Here is a 20,998-nt window from a genome sequence, read left to right on the forward strand (position 1 = left end):
GCGCGAAGGCGGTCGCGCCGACCGTGGAGCGGGGTGGGGTCAGGCGGCTTCGACTACCGCGGGCGTCTCGAAGGGCGCGAGGTCGACCAGTGGGCGGAAGCGGGCCAGCTCGGGAAGGTCCGGAGTCAGGTGCGCGTGCTTGTTGCAGGCGGTGACGGCTTCCCGCATCGAGGTGTAGGCGGAGCGGATGCGGGTCCACTCGCCGTTGGAGTAGCCGACCACGGCCATGCCGGGCCGGTCGTTGCGGATCTGCGTGGCGGCGAACACGGCATGCGGGGACACGTCGCCGAAGGCCATCTTCGAGCTGGACTCGTCGTTGACCCGGTGCGACATCCGCCCGGTGAGCTGAGCGCGCAGCATGGTGATGCCGTCACCCAGTTCGGAGCCGAAGCGCTGGCCGTAGATGTCCACGAAGATGCCGGCGGCACGGCCGAGCTGAGCCAGCCGGACCAGGGCGACCACGGCCCGTTCACGGCGCTTCTTCTCCACCGCCGTAGTGAACAGAGCCAGTTCGGCGATCTCGTCGATGGTCAGCACGACCGGTACCGGGCGGAGATGCTCGGGCAGGCCCCAGATGTCGGCGGTGATCTCCGCATCGGGGGTGTCCGCGCTGACTCGCTGCTCACGCCGGATCGTCTGGTAGATGCCTTCCATGCGGGCCACCAGGGCTTCGAGGAGGTCGGCGGCATCGTCGGCGTTGTCGGCCAGGCCCGAGAACCGACGTGCCAGCGGGGCGAGTTCCACCCCGTTCTTGCAGTCGATCCCGACCAATGCCACGCGCTGGCCAGCGAGTTCCTTGATGACCCGGCGCTGCGTGACGGACTTGCCGGAGCCGACCGCGCCCAGGGTGACCGAGTGCGGCACCTGCCGGTAGTCGCGGTAGTGGACCGAGCCGTCCTCACACAGGGCGATCGGGATGCGCAGCGTGCCGCGCTCGACGCGGACCGGCATCTGCACCCGCTTGAGGACGTCGTAGCCGGTCACGGAGATCTCGACAGTGCCCGGCTTGATCTCGCGGGAGGTGACCTGGTGGACGCCGAAGGCGTGCCGCAGCCGGTCCACCGCGGCCGAGTAGTCGAAGGCATCCTGACCGGGCCGCATCCGAACCCGCAGCCGCAGGCCCGTGCGTGTGGGCCTGATCCACAGCAGGCGGGGCACCCGCTGGCGCGGTGTCTCCCAGTTAAACCAGCGGGCCAGCGTGAGCCGGAACCGCGAGGCTGCGACCGTCAGGTCACAGGCGTCCATGACGGACGCGTAGCGGAGCCGGATTTTGATCGTGGCGTAGACGACACCGAAGGTCATCCAGTACCAGGCAGGGCGCCGCCACCGCAGCAGCAGCGCCAGCCCAGCCACGACTACCACGGCGGCGATCAGTAACCGCCCCATGGTCAGGCCGCCTTCGGCTTCGACGCAGCGGCGGCGAGCGAGGTGACCGCGATGGCACGGAAGGCGATGCCATGTCGCTTCTGGCCGTTGAACTCGTTCTCCCACGGCCGCGCGATCAGGCCGGTAAGGGCGACCTGGGTACCCATGGCCAGCTCGCCGGAGATGCCGGTCTCCGGGACGGTGACGTTCAGGATTTCAACCTCACCGTTGGCCGCGAACATCACGTTCACGGTCATCAGCGTGGCGCCGGTCTCGGCATCGGTGGCGACCTCACCGGTACGGCGGTCCTTGACCTTGGGCTCCGGGGCCTGCGCGACCATCACAGTGGCAGTGGAGGTGTCGACGGGGATCTGACGCATGATGGAGTCTCCCTGCTGGGACAAGCCCCGGGCTGCGTCGTGATCTTGGCGGATGGCACACAGCCCGGGGCGGCTTGTTGTTGCGACACCATCGAAGCTACTCGCAGAAAAACTGCGAGTCAACAGAAAAACTGCGACTAGTAGAGGAACTCCGAGTCTGAGAGACTGAATGCGACAAGGAAGGTGATGAAATGGCCACCTATGGGCTTTTTGTTCGATTCACGCTTCGCGATGGTGCGGGCCAAGCGTTCGACGAGCTGATCCAAGAGACCACCGCGGGGATCCGGGCGCACGAGCCCGGCACTCTCGTCTACGCATGCCATGAGGTCGAGGGCTCACCCAATGAGCGGATCTTCTTCGAGCTGTATGCCGATCACGCCGCCTTCGAGGAGCACGAGCGTCAGCCCCACACGCGCCACTTCCTGACCGAGCGAGCCAAATACGTAGAGAAGACCGAGGTCGACCGCCTACAGCCGTATGCCGGCAAGTACCCCGCCGGAGCCGAGAAGTGACCGGTTCAGACGCCAAGACTGTCGGGCAGAGAGTCAAGGAGCTGCGTCGCGCCGCGGGCATGTCTCAGAGCGACCTTGCCTCCGCAATGGGACGCTCGGAGAGCTGGGTGTCGCAGGTCGAAAGAGGTGTGCAGCCCGTTGAGCGGCTGTCGGTCCTTCAAGCTCTCGCCGATGCGCTCAACGTGACTGTGCGCGACCTACGACTAGACGCTGCCCCGGCCGAGGAAGCCGAGCCAGAGGAGCAGACGAAGAGCAACGACCTTGACGGTCTACGGGTGGCCCTCACCGGTCACCCCGCGCTTGGCAGCCTCTTCAATCAGTCCCCGACCGAACCGGCTCCCTCGCTTGCCGACTTCCGTCAGCAGGTCGACGAGGCGTGGACTCTCGTGCACGCGTCGAGCTACGCGGCGCTGAGCGATCACCTCGCCAAGCTGCTCCCCAGCATCGAGGCTGCAGTACGCCACGCACCAGCAGGCGAACGAGCAGAACTCCATGCCCTACGCGCCAAGGCGTACCAGGTAGCCGCGTCAAGTTTCACCCGTCAAGACCAGGCGGATGCGGCGTGGGTTGCAGCCGACCGAGCACTTCAGGCGGCCGAACTTGCCGGACAGCCGTTGGAGGTCGTTGCCAGTCTGTTCCGTATGGCGCACGCCTTCATGCGGCAGCAGCACATGGACCAAGCCGAGCAAGCAGCGCAATCCGCCGCGGCTGTCATGGGTCCGAGGACAGAGGCTCCCGCATGCCCGCCGGAAGAGCTGTCGCTGTTCGGCGCAATGAACCTTGTCCTTGCAGTGATCAACGCGAGGGAAGGTAACCGAGGACTGACGCACGAGCACATCGACCGAGCACGCGGCATCGCAGCGCGATTGGGCGGGGACCGCAATGACTTCGATACGGAGTTCGGCCCAACGAACGTCGAGATCCACGCCGTGAGCACCGCAGTGGAGTTGGGCGACGCAGGGCTTGCCCTAGAGGTAGCCGAGCACGTCGACGCATCAGGTCTCTCGCCTGAGCGGCAGTCACGTTTCCTGCTTGACGTGGCGCGGGCACACGCGCAGCGGCGACACGTCGGCGAGGCCACAGCCGCACTCATGGAGGCCGAGGCCCTGGCGCCCGAACAGATTCACGACCACCACTTGGCCCGCGAGGTCATCCGCGACTTGATCCAGCTCTCGGACCCTCGCATCCCCGAGTCCTTGCGCAACTTGGCCGAGCGAAGTGCTGTGATCTAGCCGCCTGAAGCCCCGTGCGGTGGGAGTTTCCCTACATCATCAAGGCTCGCTGCGCTCGCTCGTCCGGCGGCCGACGGCGCTTGTCGATCATCGCCAACCCGACCGCCGCACACTCCGCCCAGACGTATCAACGGCCGCTCCCGACCCGCATGCCAGCGCCACCACGATCCGGCCTCAGGAAGGGAAAGACGCAACAGCAGCTCGACCCCAACGCCCCGCCTCGGGGGCCACGTCGCCCCCCTGTGCACCCGGTTGCCTACACCAGTAGGTCGGATCAAACCGAGGGCCGCGCCAAGCGCGGCGGCGCCGGTCGGCCGCCGCCGCGCCGCCTCCATGTCTTCGCCACCGGCGCACGTCGCCGCCCGCCCGTCGCCGCCCGCAGCGGCCACATTCCAACACGGGCACGGGGGACGAACGATGATCCCCAACGGTGCAGGTCAAAGACGCTTTGTGTTACCGCAAGAGGCCGGATCGTGGTGGCGCTGGCATGCAGGCCGACACAGCCAGATACGCGGGCGTACGTACGACCCGCTGATCCCGCACCAGGCAGCCGACAGGACGGCGGACGCGGCCGTGAGTGGCGGGAGAACCCCGCTGTGGCTGGGGCGGTCGGCTCCGCGACTTTAGCCAGCCACTTTGGCGCGAGCCTCGAAGATCATGGCCCCAACGTCGTGCTTTAGCGGGCAGGTCCACAGACTGCCCGACGCGCCGGAAGCTTACGGGGCCATGATCACTCGCGCCAAAGCAGCTCCCGGACAAAGTCGCTACGCCGACCTCCTGTTCCGTCTAACGTTCACTCTCGCCTAGTGCTTGAACCCAATAGCCCCGCCGTCAACCATCACCCGCCGAACTCGGCGCCATGTGCGGCGAGTCGGCCGTTGGGATCTTTCGCCCATGGTAGGAGCCAAGCTACTCCGGCTTCGACTTGACCTTGTGGAACGTCAAGCCGACACGACTCCCATCGAGCCTCCGGAGACCGATCTACCGGAGCGTTGGCTGTGATCCAGTCACGGGGGACCGTGGCAAGTCCAACGAGGGCTAGCTCCGGTGATAGCCGTACCAAGACGAGTCTCCATTGCGGATCTCGGCGCATCGTCTCGTATTCGTTTCGCGATAGGTAGACCGTAACTCGGCTGCGTCGTGTAGTTGTCTTTACTTCGATATGGAATGAGGCGTCCGCCCCGTGGACAGCCAGGTCGTAACCGTAGCCATCAGCGACGGCTGCGAGGTGTTCGATACGGGCATTGAGCGAGGCAGCCAGCAGTTCCACCAGGGCCTCCTCGCCGGCCGCACCCACCCGTTCGCGTTCCGAGGTGTCGACTTTCCCCCAGGCAGCCAGGGTTTCCGCGAACGCCTGGTCCATCGGTACCTCAAGAATCTCAGCCGCATGGAGCGCATCCTCAGGAAGCTCCATAGGACTGCGCACCAGGCAGTCGGCGTCTGGAAACCAAGGAAGGTCGCTTGCGGCGACGGCAGCCGTGAATACCTTCGCCTTGGAGGATCTGTGGTCATCGATCGCCTGGGTGAGACCGACCATTTCCAGCCAGCTAAGTGCGGTGTCGTATTGCGTGGGCGTTAGATCGCTGAATTCAGGATGGTTGGTAAACAGGGCGCGGCACCGGGCTCGCCCGCTACCAGGAAGCCGGTCAAGCCATCGGACGGCGGCACGCAATACAGGTTCAGGCGGTATGGGCACTCAGGTGTCCCATGAGTGCTTGCAGGTCGCGGTGATCGAGGCCACCGCCGATAGCCGGTTCCTCTTCCAGGTCAGCGAGCTCCCGAACCGTCGGATCATTGAGGATTCCGCCCATGAAGAGCAGTTTGTCGGCAAGCCGCTGCTCGACCACCTCATCGATGGTGCCCGCAGAAGCGAGTACGGTGACCCGCGTTTCGGTGTCGGGAGACAGTCCGAGGCGGTGGATGCGATCGAGACTCTGCAGGAAGCGGCCTGCTGCGAAGTCTCGGTCGACATAGACGGCGTCATGGCAGTTCCAGTGGAGGTTGATGCCTTCACCCAGAGTCGCTGGATTGGAAAGCAAGACCATGCAGCCCGGATCGTTCCGGAACCGGTCAATCTCTGCTTCACGATCTTCGGTGCCACCGTGGACCATGGCTGGCTTGAACTCCCGCAAGACAGATTGGAGGGTGTTCAGACTGCGAATGAAGGTCGACCAGACCAGCGTCTTCCTACCCTGGGCAGCGTTAGCTGCAACGATCGCAAGGGTTTCCTGGTATTTAGGCGACATCTCATACCTAGGCAAGTCCCGCATAAGATCAAAAAGAGCGGTTCCCTCAGGTACTGAAAGAGGGGGGACCTGATAGGACAACGGTTCGTGCCGCGTCGTACCGACCGACAAGAGCGCAGGGCTGGTGGCAGCCATCAGCATATAGACAATGATTTTTCCGAGCGCCTGGAAGTCGCCCTCGAACCCCGTAGCGCGCGTGGAAAAACGGCCGATCAACGCATCATAGATTTCGCGATGCAGTGCCGGCAACAGAAGAGGGCGCACGGTGGTGGTGACGGGAGGCAGACCTAGTTCCTTCTTCGTCGTCCTCGTAAACAAGGGACGGAGAGCTCGGCTTGCCGCCGCCAAGTCTCCACCACCTACAGCTTGAACCACCTTTTGGCGGCCGCTGCCTGGCCAGACAAAGCTGAACAGGTTCTCCAGATCTTTTACGCCATTCGGTGCCGGAGTTCCTGTGAGAATGAGCCGACGCCGCGCCCGCGGGCCAAGGGCAAGACACGCGGCACCATAGACCCCATTAGCGCCTAGCTTCATCCGGTGGGCTTCGTCTAGCACGATCATCGAAGGGCGCGCGCTTAGCCACTCGCTGAGGTGGTACGCAGCCCCGGCCAAGCGCTCGTAGTTGACGATGACAGCCTCCGTGGAGGAGGTGATCCCCTTCTCGTAGACCTCCATCTCCAGTGGCTCGGTGAGGCACTCGGCATTCTCGTACTGCCAGGACTCAAAGCATGACTTCGGCCCAACGATCAGCAGGCGTTCGAAGCTTTCCGATCGTCGCAGCGCGTGAAAGATTGCTAGCCCGACCCGCGTCTTCCCTGCACCTGGAACCGAAAAGTTAGCACCGTGCCGAAGCGTGAGCAGCTTTGCGATGTCCCTGACCTGGAACGATGTCAGCCCAGCGGTCCATCCCGAGCCAAGGTGTTCGAATACCCCCTCGGCGCCAACAAGATCAGTCTCCTGCTTGCCAGATTCCAGGCGGGCGGCAACGGCTTGGGCATCTAGCGTGGAATCTGTTGCAAGGGCCGCGAGCTGAGGATCCCACTCGACGTCCGCCAGCGAAGGCCACGACGCCAAGGCAGCCAAGTTCGTCAGCAGGTCATCGAGTTCAACATCGAAGGCCACAGGGGAGTGGCGGATGGCACTCCGGAATCGCACGGACAGTCGACGGAGCGCGTCCTCGTAGCCCTGTTTCGCTCGAAGCCGGGCACCCCCAACACTGTCGCTGAAGCCAATCTCCAAACTAGGCAGGGCCACTACTGCTCCCCTTCTGCGTGGGCCGCCACGGCATCACTCGTCGCCTGAAGGAGCCAGTTGACCCCATCACCAGGGGAAGTGAAGGATCGACCCGCTTGACGAGCGAGGCGGTCTAGGCTCGCCTTCAGCGTGAGCAGGGCGTCGTCGAACGCGTCCTCGTCGAGGGCGTGCTTGGCCTTGGCGTCGGCGAACTCGGCGGCACACTGGCGGACATAGTCCGCTGCATCCGTCAATCGTTCGGGAACAGCCACCTGCCGCTTTTGGAGTTCGAAGTTTTCACCCGCCAGCTTCACAGCCACGCCGAAGGTTTTTTTCACCGCTCCGTACAAATCCGTAGCTTCGGCCGCAGGCTGTCCCGACTCTTCCCCGGCCTTCATCTGCGCCTTTGCACGGAGAAGGAGGTCCGTCAGTGCCTTTGTGCGCTTCACCTCCACTCCTGTGTCCTGGACCACTACGTTGACCAGGCCAGGGATCGGCACGGCGGAGGATTCCTGTTGAGGGGGTAGGACGTCCGCGGGAAGGCGCTCATCGAGGTAGCGGCGGCGGAAGTCACGCTCAATGAGACGCACAGTTGTCTTCGGGTAGCCAAGGATCGTGGCAGCAAGCCGATTCTCGCGAAGCTCCTCAGCTCCTTCAGGATCCGTCTTGGCGAGTTCCGTGTAGTCCCTGTACAACTCCCGCAGCTTCTCCTGATGTTCCTCGAAGTCCACAAGCCGCAGCTGGGCTCCGTCACTGGCGACACTGCGCTCGATCGCCTCCAGGATCAACGAGTAGATCCAGCGATCCCCGCGGAGGGTCTTAGTCTTGATGTTGAAGTCGCGGGCCACATCCTCTTCGAGGCGACCACTCGCCAATTCGTCCTCGATAGCGATAAGCCTGTTGATGTACGAATAGTCGCGGCGCTTGTCCCTGCGCAGCTGAAGTGACAGCTCGACCTCGTTGATGTCCCGCCGCGAGGTGTCCTGGGGCAGAACGCCAACACGAATATGGGTCTCCCCGAGCTCCCGGAGAGCAGCGCACCGCGTGTTGCCGTCAACGAGGATGCCGTTGGGGCTAATAATGCCGGGCTGTTTCTGCCCGTTCGCTTCCAGCTCTTCGAGCAGGGCAGTGTAGTCAGGATCGATCTGCGTTGGGTTAGAGGGCCTCCGCGTCAACAGATAGCGGAGGTAGTCCTGGGCGGCTTCACTCCAGGGATCCTCTTCGAGGATGGCATTACGAGCAGCATCAAGGGTGCGCTGCGCCCGGATACGGTGGGTGTCCGGGTTGAAATACAGCATTTCGACAGGCATCGGAATCACATACAGGTGCCTCTGCTCGCCGCGCCAGTCGACCGTGACCTTGGCACCCTTCTCCTCCACGGCCTGCTTGAGGCGCCCCTCCACCATGGTGCGGATCTCCTCGCCCTCCGGCGGGGTACCGAAGCTTCCTGACACGGTGTCCTCCTCGCGACGCTCCCTGCCATGCATCATGACAGGGCTCACTGACAACCGGAGGCCTAATCTCCCTGCAAGGCCTCGCCGTTGGTATACAGACACACGAGTCTGCCTCCAGGTTGTCTTCCGTCGCCGGGCCCGTAGCGCGGACTGCCAGGGCGACGAAGGCAATCGGGAAGGCACAAGCAGCCACATGACTGACGGAGGACGGCATGCCCTTGCCCCGGTGGGATGATCAGCAGAAGATGGGCACCATGGTGCGAGGGGCACTGTGGCTGATCCAGGTCGTCGGGGCCGGAAACACGTTCACGAAGGACGAGCTGCGCGAAGCGTTTCCCGGCGTCTCTCAGGCCGATCGGCGGGTTCGAGACCTTCGAGACTACGGCTGGGTGATCTACACCAGCTCGGAAGACGCCTCGCTGTCGGCCGATGCTCAGCGATTCGTTTCTGCCGGTGTCGCCGTCTGGGATCCTGCAGCACGCCGAGCAGCAGCTCCGGACAGAGCGGTATCCAACGTTGAGCGAAAGAGGATCCTGGCCCGCGACGACTACATGTGCACCGTGTGCGGGATCGCGGGTGGAGAAGAGTATGCGGATGGAACTCGCCAAGCCGCAGTACTGTCGGTCAGCCGGAGGGAGACAGTACTGCCGAGCGGTGAGGTAGAGACGCTACTCGTCACCGAGTGCAAGAGGTGCCGCGCCGGCGCCAGGGAAGCACCTGCACGAGCAGACGAGGTGCTCGCCGCTATCCGCGATCTGGATCCCGGGGACCGGCGCCGCTTGGCCTTGTGGGTCAACCGCGGAAGAAGAGGGTCGACGTCGCTTGAACGCGCGTGGAGCGGTTATCGAAGGCTCCCTGCCGACGCTCGCGCCGCGATCACGAATGAACTCAGCAGCTCCGAATAGCTTGCTCAGCGCGGCTAGAACAAACTGTCGATGTCCACGCAGGCAGGCGCCGACGCTGACAGACTGGTATATCCGCAGCGTTAGCTAATTCGTGACCGCATCTCGGCGAATCTTATGTGCCGCTCGTGGCCTTCCTGGCCAACGAAACCTTTGAAGCCCACGAGCCGGTACGCGCGCCCACCAAGCTCGTCATCCTCGTCGATGACAAAGTCCCTTGCCAGCGTGGCCATACGGCGCTCGAAGGTAGCGGAGTCGATCTTCTCTCCTGACAGCTTCACCAGCTCTTTCTCCGTCAGCGCGGCTGGTGCGTTTTTCAGGGCCAGGTAGAGCCGGTCATGCATGACCTCGTCCTCCACCTCGGCCAAGTCCTTAGGCTGTCCCTTGCGGTTCAGCGCATTGGCAATCGAAGTACCCACTGCTCTGGCCACAGGTGGGGGAAAGGCGTTGCCGATCTGTCGATACCTCGTCGTCTTGCGACCGGTAAACTCCCAGGCGTACTCCGGCTCACGCCCCCAGCCTTGCAGGCGCGCAACCATCTCCGTCGTGAGCTTAGGCATGAAGTCAACGGGATCCGACGCTCCCGGCGGGGCATCGGCAACACCCATCGCGTCTACACCAAGTGCGCGCCATGCGGCCTTGGCGCGAGTCGGCCCAAGATCGGCTCCTCCGTGCTTCTTAGAGCCGCCCACAATAGTGGGAGCGATGTCGCTTGCCTTCTTTTTCCACTGCTCAGCGCCCGGCCAGCCATTCGCCTTCATCATGTTAAACAGCGCCTTGCCGACAGTGCCCTTTGTAGGCACTTCTTCAGGCCATGTAAACCAAGGAGCATCTTCGTTGCGCAGCGCGACTAGAACGAATCGGGGACGCAATTGAGGCACGCCGAAATTACTGGCGTGAAGAAGCTTCCAGTCGGACCAGTACCCGAGGTCCTTCAATCGATCCTTCACGTGTTGGCGGTACGCGGAAAAACGGGGCATGGAAAGCCCACGTACGTTCTCCAAGAGGACAGCCCTCGGCTGCATCCTTCCAGCGAGCTCAACGGCCCAAGCGAAGAGATCCCGCTCGTCGGTGGCACCGAGCTGCCTGCCAGCAATAGAGAACGGAGGACAAGGGACCCCGCCTGCGAGCAGGTCAACGTCAGGGAACCTCTTGGGGTTCCAGACCCCTTCGTCCGCTACGTCGCCGTGCCGTACGTCCCAGTGTGGGCGGTTCTTCTTGAGCGTGTTGACCGCGTTCTCATCGAGCTCGACGGCCAACGCGTGGTCGAAACCGGCCAGCTCAAGGCCGAGCGACTGGCCCCCAGCGCCCGCGCAGATTTCCACGGCCGTCAGATCAGCCACGCTCGCACCTCCACATCAGCATTGCTCAGGTCTACCATCCTGACGCATCAAACACCGAGGGTCTGACACTCGCTCTTGGTTACGGTGTAGCCGATGGCCCACGACAGTGACCCCGCATACCCGACGCCGCCAACTCCCGGCCGCTCGCGCAACATGGCGGCGATCAAGCGGCGGGACACCAAGCCTGAACGCACCATCCGGTCCATGCTTCATGCTGCGGGCAAGCGGTATCGCGTTGATCTCCGATTGCAGCTTGAGGGAGCGAAGCCCAGGCCAGACATCGTCTTCACCCGTGCGCGCGTCGCTGTCTTCGTGGACGGGTGCTTCTGGCACTGCTGCCCTGAGCATGGCCGGAAGCCCGGCGTTAACGGCGGCTACTGGGGACCCAAGCTGGAGCGCAACGTAGCGCGGGACAGGGCCGCGAACGAGGCTCTGACAGCTGCGGGGTGGACGGTTGTTCGTGTGTGGGAGCACGAGGTCCCAGAGGAGGCCGTAGAGCGCATCCTCGGCGTACTCGACGCTGCTGCCCCGACTAGTCGAGGCGCCCGAACTCGATGAGGTCCTGTTCCGCGTCCTCTTCCCGGCGCAGCACGATCCGGCCGTCGCCGTTGCTGTAGGCCAGTACGGAGCTCCCGGGCGATAGACCAGCCTCAGCTAGCACTCCGAGAGGAAGGACTACCGAGCCGTCTTCTGCGATCGTCAGCTGACTTGGTTCCCTGAGCACGGAACAGAGCCTCCTATGCCGCTACCTCCGTCGCAAGCAGCGGGCGATTTGGCAACTCATGGCATCAAGCGGCAATGCAGCGCCACTCCCGGCCGCGGTCTCACTTCTGGTCTCATTCGCAGGCGTACCGTCGCGTCCGGACAAGTACCAGCACGGGTCCAGCTTCAAGACGGCGAGCCTGCGCAGATGCATGTGAACGGCTTCGTACGGCCTTCACACGGATACGAGCACCCTTGGAAAGCGTGTTGGGGGCAACCCCTCACGAGTTCGAATCTCGTATCCTCCGCCAGTGCCTCACCGGGCACGATGTCGAAGGGCCCCACCGTTCGCGGTGGGGCCCTTCGTCGTGCGTGGTCTCCGTTCTGGCGTTTTCCCCGCCACAAGGTCACCACAGGGCCGGCGCGGGCAACCGTGAGCGATTTGTTACCAGTTTCAACTGTTCCAGTTGTAGGGGTTCCGTGAAGACTGTGGACGACTGACGGGTCCGGAATATCGCCATCCGGGCCCACCGCGACCTTTGCAACGGGGGGACGAGCCGTGCGTCGTCATGCCGCGCGCCGCGCGCACGCCGCTCCCGAGCAGCCGTACGCCAGACCGAGGCTCGCCGTCCTGATCCCGGCCCACAACGAAGTGGACCGCGTCGCCGACGCGATCCTCGGCCTCTGGGAGCAGAGCCGGCGTCCCGACCTGATCGTCGTCGTCGCCGACAACTGCACCGACGACACCGCCGTCATCGCCGCCGCCCACGGCGCCCAGGTCTTCCACACCCGGGGGAACACCCACAAGAAGGCCGGTGCCCTCAACCAGGCCATCTCCTGGGTGCTGCCGCATCTGGACGACCGGGACCTGGTCCTCGTCCAGGACGCGGACACCGTCCTGCACCCCTCGTTCGTCGAGACCGCGCTCGCCACCTTCAACCGCAAGGTCGGCGCCGTCGGCGGTGTCTTCTACGGCGAGGACGGCGGCGGCATCCTCGGCCTGCTCCAGCGGATGGAGTTCCACCGCTACGCCTGGGAGCTGGAACGCAACGGCGGCAAGGCGCAGGTCCTCACCGGCACCGGCACGATGTTCCGCGCCCGGGTGCTGCGCGAGGTCCGCGCGGCCCGCCGGGCCGGCGAACTCGGCGGCGGCACCGGCTACTACAGCCTCGCCTCGCTCACCGAGGACGACGAGATGACCAAGGCGGTCAAGACCCTCGGCTACCGGACCATGTCCCCGGCCGGCTGCGCGGTCACCACCGAGGTCATGCCGACGCTGCCCAAGCTGTGGCACCAGCGGCTGCGGTGGCAGCGCGGCGCACTGGAGAACCTCCGCGACTACGGCTGGACCCGGGTCACCGCCCGCTACTTCCTCCAGCAGTTCCTGATGGGCTTCGGCGCGCTCTCCTTCCTGGTCTACCTGACCTTCATGGCCACCTACACCTCGCTGTACGGCTGGCCGGGCCTCTCGCCGTTCTGGACGTCGATAGGCCTGATCTTCGTGGTCGAGAAGACCGTCTCCGTACGGCGGGCGGGACCGAAGGCGGTCCTGGTCGCGGGGCTGATGGTCCCGGAGATGCTCTACGACCTCTTCCAGCACGCCGTCTACTTCACCTCGCTGTGGGGCCTGGTGCGCCGCAGCGAGGAGAAGTGGGTGGCGACGTGAGAAACCCTCAACCCTCGTAGGAGAAGAGCGATGTACGGCAGAGTGATAGGCGTGGGCACGACCGGCGCGGGTGGGGCGACCCTGGCCGCCACCGGACTGTGGCTCAACAGCATGGCGATGATGGTCGCGGCGACGACCCTGGTGGCGGCGGGGGTCGCCCTGTTCAAGCTGGTTCCGCGCAGGCGGTGACCTCGCGCGGCCGCCGACCGCCCGGTGCGCCGGGTGCGGTCAGGCGGTACGGGCCAGCCGCTCGACGCGGTCGTGCAGACACCGCACGTGGTCCTCGGACTCCGGCTTCATGAGGACGCTGCGCAGGACGCGGGCCGCGTCGGCGTCCGCGGTGACCTTCGGGTGGCGGGCCGCGAACGCCTCGCGGCCCGCCTTGAAGGTGCTGAGGAAGACGGGGTCGGGGCCGGTCATGCCGTCCGCCAGGATGCGCGCGGAGGCCGCGTCGACGCCGGTGAGGGTCGCGGGGTCGACGGCCGGGAAGCAGGTGACGATGTCCAGCTGGGGCCGCTGGTAGAGCTCCAGGACGTCGGACGCCTCGATCAGGTCCGCCCAGCCGAGGGCGGCCCGGCGGCCCGCCGCGAGGACGCGGCCGAGTCCGTCCGGGGTGGGCGGCAGGAGCCGGAAGGTCAGCCACAGGGCGGCCGCCGACGCCCCGGCACGCGAGCACTCCAGGCTGATCTCGCCGAGGTGGAGCTCGGTGGAGGTGAAGTAGGTGTACGGCGAGTCGTGGAGGTAGAAGCGGCCCACCTCGGGGTCGCGGAACAGGACGGCTCCGCAGCCGTAGGGCTGGAGGCCGTGCTTGTGCGGGTCGACGACGATCGAGTCGGCCCGCGCGACCGCCCGCCAGGGCTCCGGCGGCAGTCCCTCGGGCCCCTCGGCGCCGGCGAGCAGGGTGAAGAAACCCCCGTAGGCGGCGTCGACATGAACCCGCACGCCGTGGCGCGCGGCCAGCGGCAGTACCTCGTGGACGGGGTCGACCGCGCCGAGTCCCGTGGTGCCGGTGGTGACCACGACCGTGCCGACCCGGCCCGTCCGCAGCACCTCCTCCAGCGCGTCCAGATCCATGCGGCCCTGGTCGTCGGTGCGTACGGGGTGGCTGCTCATGCCGAGGACGTGGCACATGCGGGCGTGGGTGTAGTGGGCGTCGGCGCTGTGCGCCACGCCGCGGCCGGGGTGGAGTTCGCGGGCGACGAAGAGCGCCTCGAGGTTGGCGATCGTGCCGCTGGTGGTGAGGTGGCCGAGGTGGGTGTCGTAGCCGAACATCGCGGCGAGCCGGGCGACCGCCTCGCGTTCCATCGCGGCGGTGGCCGGGCCGCCGTCCAGGGCGTGGTTGTTGGGGTTGATCAGCATCGCCGTGAGGTAGCCGACCACCGCGGCGGGGTGCGGCGGCTTGAGCATCTGGCCCGCGTAGTGCGGGTGGAAGAAGGGGTAGTTGTCCGCGAGCCGCCCGGTGAACTCCTCGAAGGCCGACGCGAAGCGGGCGTCGTCCACCTCCAGGGACGGGTGGGTCCGGTAGGAGCCGAAGGCGGCGGCCCAGTCCTGTACCGCGTCGGTGGCCCGGCCGAGCCAGTGCTGCAGATCCATGGCGTCTCCCTCTCGCCTCGCGGGTGTGGCGCCCACCATAGGATTTCATTGACTAGTCAGCAATTGACTGCTCAGCAATTGAGACGGCAGTGGGTGAAGTAGGGTCGCCGCGATGAACGACACTCCCCGGCACCACGACGATGCCGCCGTCCGGGCCGCCAACAGCCCGCTCGTGCGGGACTTCGGCCTGCTGATCAAGTCCGCGACCCGTCTGGAACAGCGCATCGACAGTGCGCTGCGGCGGGAGTGCGGGATGAGCCACACCATGCTGGAGGTGCTGATACGGCTCTGCCGCCGGCCCGGCGAGGAGGTCTCGCAGCGCCAGCTGGCCGACGACCTCACGCTGACCAGCAGCGGGACCACGCGGCTGATCGACCGCATGGAGGAGGCCGGTCTCGTCCGGCGCGTTCCGTCCCCCGGGGACCGGCGGGTGGCCCTGGTGGAGCCGACCGCCGCGGGACGCACGGCGTTCCTGCGCGCCGCCGCCGTCCACGCCGAGGTCGTGGAGGAGTACTTCGTCAAGCCGCTGGCGGCCGAGGACTACGCCCGCCTCACCGGCGCGCTGGGCCGGATCGACAGGGCACTTCGCGAGGGAGCCTGACGGGCGGCCGTGAAAGACAGGACGCGGTCGTGGAGTCCGACCGCGTCCTCGCCGTATCCGGCCTTCGCCGGACTCAGCCCTTGTTGGCCCCCAGGGTCAGGCCGCTGACGAACTGCCGCTGGAGGACGAAGTACACGATCAGGGTCGGGATCGCGGTGAGCAGGGCGCCGGCGGCGACCAGGTTGGGGTCGGTGAAGTACTGGCCGGAGAGGTTGTTCAGGGCCGAGGTGATCGGCATGTTCTCGCCCGTGGAGATCAGGACGATGGCCCAGAAGAAGTCGTTGTAGATCCAGATGGACAGCAGGGTGGCCAGGGCCGCCATCGCCGGCTTGCACAGCGGCAGCACGATCTGCCAGTACATGCGCCACACCGAGGCACCGTCGACCAGGGCCGCCTCGGTCAGTTCGTCCGGCAGCATGCGCATGTAGTTGCTCAGCACGAAGGCGCAGAAGCCGGACTGGAACGCCACGTGGATGAGCACCAGGCCGAGCGCGGAGTCGTAGAGCTTGCCGCTGGCCGTGACGCCCGGCAGGTCGATCAGCAGGTACATCCGGTACAGCGGGGTGATGATGACCTGCTGCGGCAGCAGGTTGCCGGCCGTGAACACCAGCAGCAGGAAGATGTTGAGCCGGAAGTCGAAACGGCTGACGTAGAACGCGACCATCGACGACAACAGCAGCGTGAGCAGCACGGCCGGGACCGCGATGATCAGCGTGTTGACGAAGTAGTGCATCATGTCCGACTGCTCGAACGCGTTCTTGAAGTTGTCGAAGTTCAGCTTGTCCGGCCAGGAGACGTAGCCCTTGCTGCTGGTCTCCGAGTACGGGCGCAGCGCCGCGAAGACCGCCCACAGCAGCGGGGCGAGCCAGGCCAGCGAGGTGACGACGAGGAACACGTGCAGCAGCACGCGGGCCGGGCGGACCGGGGTGCGCTGCCGGCCGAGCGCGGCGGCGGGTGTGGTCATGCGCGCCGCTCCTTCCGGAAGGTCGCGATCAGGTACGGGATGATGACCGCGAGGGAGATGACCAGCAGGACGACGGCGATCGCGGACCCGTAACCGATCCGGCTGGACTCGCCGATGATGTTGTTGGTGATCAGGATCGACAGCAACTCGGTGCCCTGGGCGCCCTTGTTGAAGACGAAGACCAGGTCGAAGGCGCGCAGCGCCTCGATGATGGTGACCACCAGGACCACGGTGTTGGTGGGCCGCAGCGTCGGGAAGATGACGTTCTTGAACGTCTGCCACTCGTTCGCGCCGTCCAGCGCCGATGCCTCCCGCAGGGACGGGTCGACGCCCTTCAGGCCGGCCAGGTAGAGGATCATCATGTAGCCGGTGTGCCGCCAGGAGGCGGCGACCAGGACGGCCCACAGGTTCAGGTGCGGGTCGCCGATCCAGTCGATGTAGTGGCCGGGCTTGTTGGCCCCGATGATGCTGTTGATCAGGCCGGTGTCGGGGTTGTAGACGAGCTGCCAGACGAAGCCGGTGACCGCCAGCGAGACCACGACCGGCAGGAAGAACGCGGTCTGGTAGACGCGGGTGAAGCGGATCTTCTTGTCCAGCTGGACGGCGAGGAACAGCCCCATCGGCGTCGGGATCAGGATGAGCACGACGAACCAGATGATGTTGTGCTCTACGGCGGGCCAGAACTGCGGGTTGTCGGTGAACAGCTGCTTGAAGTTGTCCAGCCCCACCCACTTGATGGAGTCGAAGCCGATGCCGTCCCAGGTGGTGAAGGCGAGGGCGATCGAGGCGAGGGCGGTGACCCAGACGAGGGCCACGTGCAGGACCGTGGGCACGCCCGCCATGACGGCGAGCGTGATGCGGTCGCGGCGGGTCAGCAGGCGCTTGTGCCCCCGCGCGACCCGCTTCTCAGGCGCACGGCCCGGAGGCGGCACGGGTGCCGCCTCCGGGCTCTTCGTGTTGGTGTCGGTGCTCATTCGGGTGCTCACGACGACGCGAAGATCGTCTTCTTCTGACGCTCGATCGAGGACAGCAGGCTGTCGATGCCCTTCGGGTTCTGCAGGAACTTCTGCAGGCCGGGCTGCATCACCGTGGAGGTGAAGTCCGGGCGGGAGTCGCGGTCCATGAACTGGGTGAGGTTCTTGGCGCCGCTGATCATGGCGTACGCCTTCTTCTGCAGCGGCGTGTACGAGGAGGTGTCGGCCTTGCTGGAGGCGGCCACCACGCTGGAGTCGGCCTTGAGGTAGATCTGCTCGGCCTCCGGCGTGCCCAGGTACTCCATGAGCTTGACGACGCCCGCGTGGTTCTTCGGGGCCTTGCTGACCATGAAGCCGTCGGTGGGCGCCTCGACGGTCTCCTGGCCGTAGGCGGAGTTGATCTCCGGGAAGGCGAAGAAGTCGAGGTCGTCGAGGTCGGCCTTGTTGGTGAACTGCTGGGCCACGAAGGAGCCGAGGACGTACATGCCGGCCTTCTTCGACACCAGGCCCTGCGCGGCGTCCTGCCAGGTGCGGCCCATGAAGCCGTCCTGGTGGTACGGCAGGATCTCGGTCCAGTGGTCGAAGACGGCCTTGACCTTGGCGTCGGTCCAGGCGGCCTTGCCCGCCATCAGCGACTTGTGGAAGTCGTAGCCGTTGAGGCGGAAGTTGATCTGGTCGAAGGTGCCCATCGCCGGCCAGGCGTCCTTGTCGCCGAAGGCGATCGGGACCAGGCCGTCCTTCTTCATCTGCTTGCACAGGGCGACGAACTTGTCCCAGGTGGTGGGGACTTCGTACCCGTGCTGCTTGAACACGCTCTTGCGGTAGAAGATCGCCCACGGGTACGTGTACAGCGGCACGAAGTAGTACTTGCCGTCCTCGCCCTTGCTGAGCTGCTTCATCGCGTCGGGGAAGTTGCCCCCGATCTTCTGCCACACGTCGTCGATCGGCGAGGCGAGCTTCTTGGCCGCGAAGAACTGCATGCGGTAGCCGGCGAACCACGTGAACACGTCGTCCGGTGTGCCCTGGAGGTAGGAGTTGATCTGCTCCTGGAAGGTGTTGTGGTCCTTGGTGTTCACGTCGACCGTGACGCCGGACTGCTTCTTGAAGGCCGCGTAGATCTCCGCGAAGGCCTTCTTCGGCACCGCGTCCGAGGCGTTGGAGCCGAGGCTGACGGTCTTGGGGTCGGATGAGCTGCCACTGCCGCCGCAGGCGCTCAACAGGGGTATGCCGGCACCTGCGAGCAGGGCGGCGCCACCCGCGCCGCGCAGCAGGCTGCGGCGGCTGGGCGAGGGGAGCTCACGGCTGGAACGAGAGAGACCCGAGGGGAAGAGGTCTGACATAACGGCTCCTGAGGGCAGGGATTCGGTCACGGCTGCGCCACGTCGAAAGCATTCGAAACCGACCAGAAATCAACTCGACCGAACATCGTGGCGGTAATAACAGCCCCATATCCGGTCATCGGTCAATAGCTGCCCATGAGCTTTGTGGAAACGTAACCGACACACATGTGATCGTTGTGTTCGAGGACCCGAACATACGGCTACGTAAGGTGCCTTACTGGATACGCACGGCCTTGGTCACCGTCACCTGGTCGATCTCCGTCGTGCGGACGGTGACGTGCATGGTCCAGGTGCCGGCGAGGGGCAGGGTGAGGTCGCTGGTGCCCCAATAGCCGCCCAGGTTCCGCAACTTGGCGTCGAGCGGACCGATCTTCCGGGCCGGGAGGCTGAGGGAGAGGCGGACCTCCGGGAGGGCGACGACGCCACCGTCGGGGCCGAAGACCACCGCCTGCACGGAGTTGTCGCCCACGCGGCCGGGGTCGAGGGTGATCTGCACCTTGCCGTGGCCGTTCGGGGTGCCGACGTCGAAGGGCACGTTCGTGACGGACGCGACCGGCAGCCCGCCCGCCGCCGCGGGCCGAGCGGCGGCCTCGGCGGCGGCACGGCCCGGGAGCGTGCCCGTGAGGACCGTCGTGAGCACCAGGACCACGACGCCGACGGCGACTTCGGCGAGGACGGAGCGGCGCAGACCGCGGCGGCCGGTGCCGGCGCCCGGGGGCCCGGCGGGTTCCCCCGCGGCGGCCGGCGGCGGCCCGCCCACCGGCTCGGGCACCCGCTCCCGTACGGCCGCCTCCGCGCGGTCCGGCACCAGCCGTGCCGTCCAGCGCCGCGAGAGCCCCGCGGCCGCCAGCAGCAGCACCACGGCCGCCAGTTTGGCGAGCAGCAGCCGGCCGTACGTCGTGCCGGTGAACGCGCCGAAGGAGCCGAGGCCCCGCCAGGACTGGTAGACGCCGGTGACGACCAGGACGGTCACGGAGACGAAGGCGACGCGGGAGAAGCGGGCCACGACGGCAGCGGGCGGCTCGGTGCGGTGGAGCAGGACGAGCAGGGCCGTCAGACCGCCCAGCCAGACCGCCATCGCCAGCAGGTGCAGCACCGAGGACGCCATCGCCACCGGCACCTGGATGCCCGCCGAGGCGTGCTCGGCGGCGGCCCAGGTGAGGGCCAGCGCCACGGCCAGGACGGCACCGGCCGCCGGCAGCGGGCGGGACAGGGCTTCACGTTTGCGCAGTCGTACGGCGAGGACGGCGGCGACGAGCAGCAGGGCGAGCCGTGCCAGCAGGACGAGACCGGGGCGGCTCGTGAGGGTGCGGGTGAAGGCGGAGGCGTCGAAGGCGGAGGCGGGGCCCGTCCCGTTCTCGTACGGGGCGCGCAGCACCAGCAGCGCCACGGTCGTCCCCGCCAGGGTCCACCAGCCCGCCACCAGCGGCCTTCGCAGCGGCGCCCGGTCCGCCGGTCGGCACAGGGCCACGAAGGCGGCCGTGCCGATCAGCAGGGCCGCGGCGAGGTAGGCCAGATAGCGGGCGATGTTGTAGAGACTGGCGGTCGCCGGGTTCTCGGTCGGGCCGGTGCCCGCCGCGGCGACCGTCGCGGAGGGTTTGCCGACGGAGAAGGTGAACGCGCCGCCCACCGGGTGGCTGTCCGCCGAGACGACCCGCCAGGCGACCACGTACGTGCCCTCGGCGAGCTTCGCCGGCAGGGTCACGGAGGCGGTGTCGGAGCGGCCCTGGGCGTGCTGCGCGGCGCCGATGCGGACGCGCCGGTTCTGGGGGTCGAGCACGCGGAAGGAGTCGTCGAGCAGGCCGACGGACTCGGTGAAGGTCAGGGTGAGGTGGCGGGGAGCCGACCTGAGGACGGCTCCGTCGTCGGGATCGGTGCCCTTGAGGGCCGCGTGGGCCGACGCGGGCCCCGCGCCGCCGAGGACGAGCAGGACCAGCACGGCGCCCAGCAGCACCAGCCCTTGAACTCCCCGGCGCCGGGCGGGTCCGCGGACCTCCCGCCGCCCTCGCCGTCCACCGTCCGCACGCTCACACCCCACGCAGTTCTCCGTCGTCCCACTCGCCGCCTTCCGGATACGTACGGATACGGGCCGCCGTGTGCTCATCACGTGGGCCGGGCGGTCACCCCGCCGTCCACCACCAGGTCGTGCCCGGTCACCCAGGACGCGAGCCGCGAGGCCAGGAACACGCAGGCGTCCCCGACGTCCTCCGCCCGCCCGAGCCGCCCGAGCGGGGCCGCCTGCCGCCACCTCCGCACCCCTTCCGGCAAGTCCTCCTCCAGCCCGTCGCGCCGGATCAGGCCGGGCGGGACGGAGTTGACACGGATGCCGGACCCGCCGTACTCCAGGGCCGCCGCCCGGGCGTGCGTCACGACGGCCGCCTTGGACGCGCCGTAGTGCGCGTGCAGGGCCGCCGACCGCCGCCCCTCGATGGAGGCGATGTGCGTCACGCTGCCGCCGCCGCGTTCCCGCATGACCTGGGCGACCTGCCCG

At 66.5% G+C, this 20,998-nt stretch carries 20 protein-coding genes and 1 pseudogene; 8 read left to right on the top strand and 13 right to left on the bottom strand.

What is annotated here, in order from left to right:
• Positions 1-39 precede the first annotated feature (39 nt).
• On the bottom strand, positions 40-1,386 hold the full coding sequence (locus ACIBN2_RS42180; protein ID WP_399142864.1) for an FtsK/SpoIIIE domain-containing protein: 1,347 nt from the start codon (positions 1,384-1,386) through the stop codon (positions 40-42).
• A 2-nt stretch (positions 1,387-1,388) separates the two neighbouring features.
• Positions 1,389-1,745, bottom strand: coding sequence for a hypothetical protein (locus tag ACIBN2_RS42185; RefSeq protein ID WP_399142866.1), 357 nt, complete (start codon positions 1,743-1,745; stop codon positions 1,389-1,391).
• 191 nt (positions 1,746-1,936) lie between these two features.
• On the opposite strand from ACIBN2_RS42185, the gene ACIBN2_RS42190 reads away from it, so the two are divergent.
• Positions 1,937-2,257: a putative quinol monooxygenase gene (locus tag ACIBN2_RS42190; protein WP_399142868.1), complete on the top strand. Its 321-nt coding sequence runs from the start codon at positions 1,937-1,939 to the stop codon at positions 2,255-2,257.
• The gene (locus ACIBN2_RS42195) at positions 2,254-3,489 is read left to right on the top strand and encodes a helix-turn-helix domain-containing protein (protein ID WP_399142870.1); all 1,236 of its coding nucleotides are present in this window, start codon (positions 2,254-2,256) and stop codon (positions 3,487-3,489) included. The genes ACIBN2_RS42190 and ACIBN2_RS42195 overlap by 4 nt, the downstream gene beginning before the upstream one ends.
• A gap of 838 nt (positions 3,490-4,327) precedes the next feature.
• On the opposite strand, the gene ACIBN2_RS42200 is transcribed toward ACIBN2_RS42195, so the two are convergent.
• Complete coding sequence (locus tag ACIBN2_RS42200; protein ID WP_399143036.1) at positions 4,328-4,786, bottom strand: DUF3883 domain-containing protein; 459 nt, start codon at positions 4,784-4,786, stop codon at positions 4,328-4,330.
• On the opposite strand from ACIBN2_RS42200, the gene ACIBN2_RS42205 reads away from it, so the two are divergent.
• Positions 4,673-5,068 carry a hypothetical protein gene (locus ACIBN2_RS42205; RefSeq protein ID WP_399143041.1) on the top strand — a complete coding sequence of 132 codons (396 nt, stop codon included), beginning with the start codon at positions 4,673-4,675 and terminating at the stop codon, positions 5,066-5,068. The genes ACIBN2_RS42200 and ACIBN2_RS42205 overlap by 114 nt on opposite strands.
• 100 nt (positions 5,069-5,168) lie before the next feature.
• On the opposite strand, the gene ACIBN2_RS42210 is transcribed toward ACIBN2_RS42205, so the two are convergent.
• Both ACIBN2_RS42210 and ACIBN2_RS42215 read right to left on the bottom strand, forming a co-directional pair.
• Positions 5,169-6,989 (bottom strand): DEAD/DEAH box helicase, encoded by a 1,821-nt coding sequence (locus ACIBN2_RS42210; RefSeq protein WP_399142872.1) that lies wholly within the window; start codon positions 6,987-6,989, stop codon positions 5,169-5,171.
• Positions 6,989-8,422 carry a transcriptional regulator gene (locus ACIBN2_RS42215; RefSeq protein WP_399142873.1) on the bottom strand — a complete coding sequence of 478 codons (1,434 nt, stop codon included), beginning with the start codon at positions 8,420-8,422 and terminating at the stop codon, positions 6,989-6,991. Before ACIBN2_RS42215 ends, ACIBN2_RS42210 begins: the two co-directional genes overlap by 1 nt.
• Before the next feature lie 212 nt (positions 8,423-8,634).
• Between ACIBN2_RS42215 and ACIBN2_RS42220 the strand changes: the two genes are divergently transcribed.
• Positions 8,635-9,327: a hypothetical protein gene (locus ACIBN2_RS42220; protein WP_399142874.1), complete on the top strand. Its 693-nt coding sequence runs from the start codon at positions 8,635-8,637 to the stop codon at positions 9,325-9,327.
• An 80-nt stretch (positions 9,328-9,407) separates the two neighbouring features.
• Here the strand turns inward: ACIBN2_RS42220 and ACIBN2_RS42225 are convergent, their stop codons facing one another.
• Positions 9,408-10,667 (bottom strand): DNA cytosine methyltransferase, encoded by a 1,260-nt coding sequence (locus ACIBN2_RS42225; RefSeq protein WP_399142876.1) that lies wholly within the window; start codon positions 10,665-10,667, stop codon positions 9,408-9,410.
• 93 nt (positions 10,668-10,760) lie between these two features.
• Here ACIBN2_RS42225 and ACIBN2_RS42230 point away from each other — a divergent pair, with 93 nt between their 5' ends.
• A complete protein-coding gene (locus tag ACIBN2_RS42230; protein WP_399142878.1) occupies positions 10,761-11,225 on the top strand; it encodes a very short patch repair endonuclease in 465 nt (154 codons plus the stop codon).
• Here the strand turns inward: ACIBN2_RS42230 and ACIBN2_RS42235 are convergent.
• Positions 11,200-11,391 (bottom strand): AbrB/MazE/SpoVT family DNA-binding domain-containing protein, encoded by a 192-nt coding sequence (locus ACIBN2_RS42235; RefSeq protein WP_399142879.1) that lies wholly within the window; start codon positions 11,389-11,391, stop codon positions 11,200-11,202. The genes ACIBN2_RS42230 and ACIBN2_RS42235 overlap by 26 nt on opposite strands.
• Positions 11,392-11,928: 537 nt before the next feature.
• Between ACIBN2_RS42235 and ACIBN2_RS42240 the strand changes: the two genes are divergently transcribed.
• Both ACIBN2_RS42240 and ACIBN2_RS42245 read left to right on the top strand, forming a co-directional pair.
• On the top strand, positions 11,929-13,035 hold the full coding sequence (locus tag ACIBN2_RS42240; RefSeq protein ID WP_399142880.1) for a glycosyltransferase family 2 protein: 1,107 nt from the start codon (positions 11,929-11,931) through the stop codon (positions 13,033-13,035).
• A 30-nt stretch (positions 13,036-13,065) separates the two neighbouring features.
• Positions 13,066-13,224, top strand: coding sequence for a hypothetical protein (locus ACIBN2_RS42245; RefSeq protein WP_399142882.1), 159 nt, complete (start codon positions 13,066-13,068; stop codon positions 13,222-13,224).
• 39 nt (positions 13,225-13,263) lie between these two features.
• On the opposite strand, the gene ACIBN2_RS42250 is transcribed toward ACIBN2_RS42245, so the two are convergent.
• Positions 13,264-14,628 (bottom strand): pyridoxal phosphate-dependent decarboxylase family protein, encoded by a 1,365-nt coding sequence (locus ACIBN2_RS42250; RefSeq protein WP_399142884.1) that lies wholly within the window; start codon positions 14,626-14,628, stop codon positions 13,264-13,266.
• A gap of 112 nt (positions 14,629-14,740) precedes the next feature.
• On the opposite strand from ACIBN2_RS42250, the gene ACIBN2_RS42255 reads away from it, so the two are divergent.
• The gene (locus ACIBN2_RS42255) at positions 14,741-15,229 is read left to right on the top strand and encodes a MarR family winged helix-turn-helix transcriptional regulator (RefSeq protein WP_399142886.1); all 489 of its coding nucleotides are present in this window, start codon (positions 14,741-14,743) and stop codon (positions 15,227-15,229) included.
• Between the two features lie 73 nt (positions 15,230-15,302).
• Here ACIBN2_RS42255 and ACIBN2_RS42260 read toward each other — a convergent pair whose 3' ends face one another.
• The 5 genes and pseudogenes from ACIBN2_RS42260 to ACIBN2_RS42280 all read right to left on the bottom strand — a co-directional run.
• Complete coding sequence (locus ACIBN2_RS42260; protein WP_399142888.1) at positions 15,303-16,193, bottom strand: carbohydrate ABC transporter permease; 891 nt, start codon at positions 16,191-16,193, stop codon at positions 15,303-15,305.
• Positions 16,190-17,167 (bottom strand): carbohydrate ABC transporter permease, encoded by a 978-nt coding sequence (locus ACIBN2_RS42265; RefSeq protein WP_399142890.1) that lies wholly within the window; start codon positions 17,165-17,167, stop codon positions 16,190-16,192. Before ACIBN2_RS42265 ends, ACIBN2_RS42260 begins: the two co-directional genes overlap by 4 nt.
• 8 nt (positions 17,168-17,175) lie before the next feature.
• Positions 17,176-18,507: an ABC transporter substrate-binding protein gene (locus ACIBN2_RS42270; protein WP_399142892.1), complete on the bottom strand. Its 1,332-nt coding sequence runs from the start codon at positions 18,505-18,507 to the stop codon at positions 17,176-17,178.
• Positions 18,508-18,721: 214 nt separating this feature from the next.
• On the bottom strand, positions 18,722-20,461 hold the full coding sequence (locus tag ACIBN2_RS42275; RefSeq protein ID WP_399142894.1) for a copper resistance CopC/CopD family protein: 1,740 nt from the start codon (positions 20,459-20,461) through the stop codon (positions 18,722-18,724).
• A 149-nt stretch (positions 20,462-20,610) separates the two neighbouring features.
• A pseudogene (locus ACIBN2_RS42280) lies at positions 20,611-20,988 on the bottom strand (SDR family NAD(P)-dependent oxidoreductase); the annotation flags it as partial.
• Between the last annotated feature and the right edge of the window lie 10 nt (positions 20,989-20,998).

The organism is Streptomyces sp. NPDC050534, from assembly GCF_044457745.1.
GTDB lineage: Bacteria > Actinomycetota > Actinomycetes > Streptomycetales > Streptomycetaceae > Streptomyces.

Coding starts and splice junctions, on each gene's coding strand:
- ACIBN2_RS42180 (WP_399142864.1), bottom strand. CDS start 1,386: ATGGGGCGGTTACTGATCGCCGCCGTGGTAGTCGTGGCTGGGCTGGCG.
- ACIBN2_RS42185 (WP_399142866.1), bottom strand. CDS start 1,745: ATGCGTCAGATCCCCGTCGACACCTCCACTGCCACTGTGATGGTCGCG.
- ACIBN2_RS42190 (WP_399142868.1), top strand. CDS start 1,937: ATGGCCACCTATGGGCTTTTTGTTCGATTCACGCTTCGCGATGGTGCG.
- ACIBN2_RS42220 (WP_399142874.1), top strand. CDS start 8,635: ATGCCCTTGCCCCGGTGGGATGATCAGCAGAAGATGGGCACCATGGTG.
- ACIBN2_RS42230 (WP_399142878.1), top strand. CDS start 10,761: ATGGCCCACGACAGTGACCCCGCATACCCGACGCCGCCAACTCCCGGC.
- ACIBN2_RS42245 (WP_399142882.1), top strand. CDS start 13,066: ATGTACGGCAGAGTGATAGGCGTGGGCACGACCGGCGCGGGTGGGGCG.
- ACIBN2_RS42250 (WP_399142884.1), bottom strand. CDS start 14,628: ATGGATCTGCAGCACTGGCTCGGCCGGGCCACCGACGCGGTACAGGAC.
- ACIBN2_RS42255 (WP_399142886.1), top strand. CDS start 14,741: ATGAACGACACTCCCCGGCACCACGACGATGCCGCCGTCCGGGCCGCC.
- ACIBN2_RS42260 (WP_399142888.1), bottom strand. CDS start 16,193: ATGACCACACCCGCCGCCGCGCTCGGCCGGCAGCGCACCCCGGTCCGC.
- ACIBN2_RS42265 (WP_399142890.1), bottom strand. CDS start 17,167: ATGAGCACCGACACCAACACGAAGAGCCCGGAGGCGGCACCCGTGCCG.
- ACIBN2_RS42270 (WP_399142892.1), bottom strand. CDS start 18,507: ATGTCAGACCTCTTCCCCTCGGGTCTCTCTCGTTCCAGCCGTGAGCTC.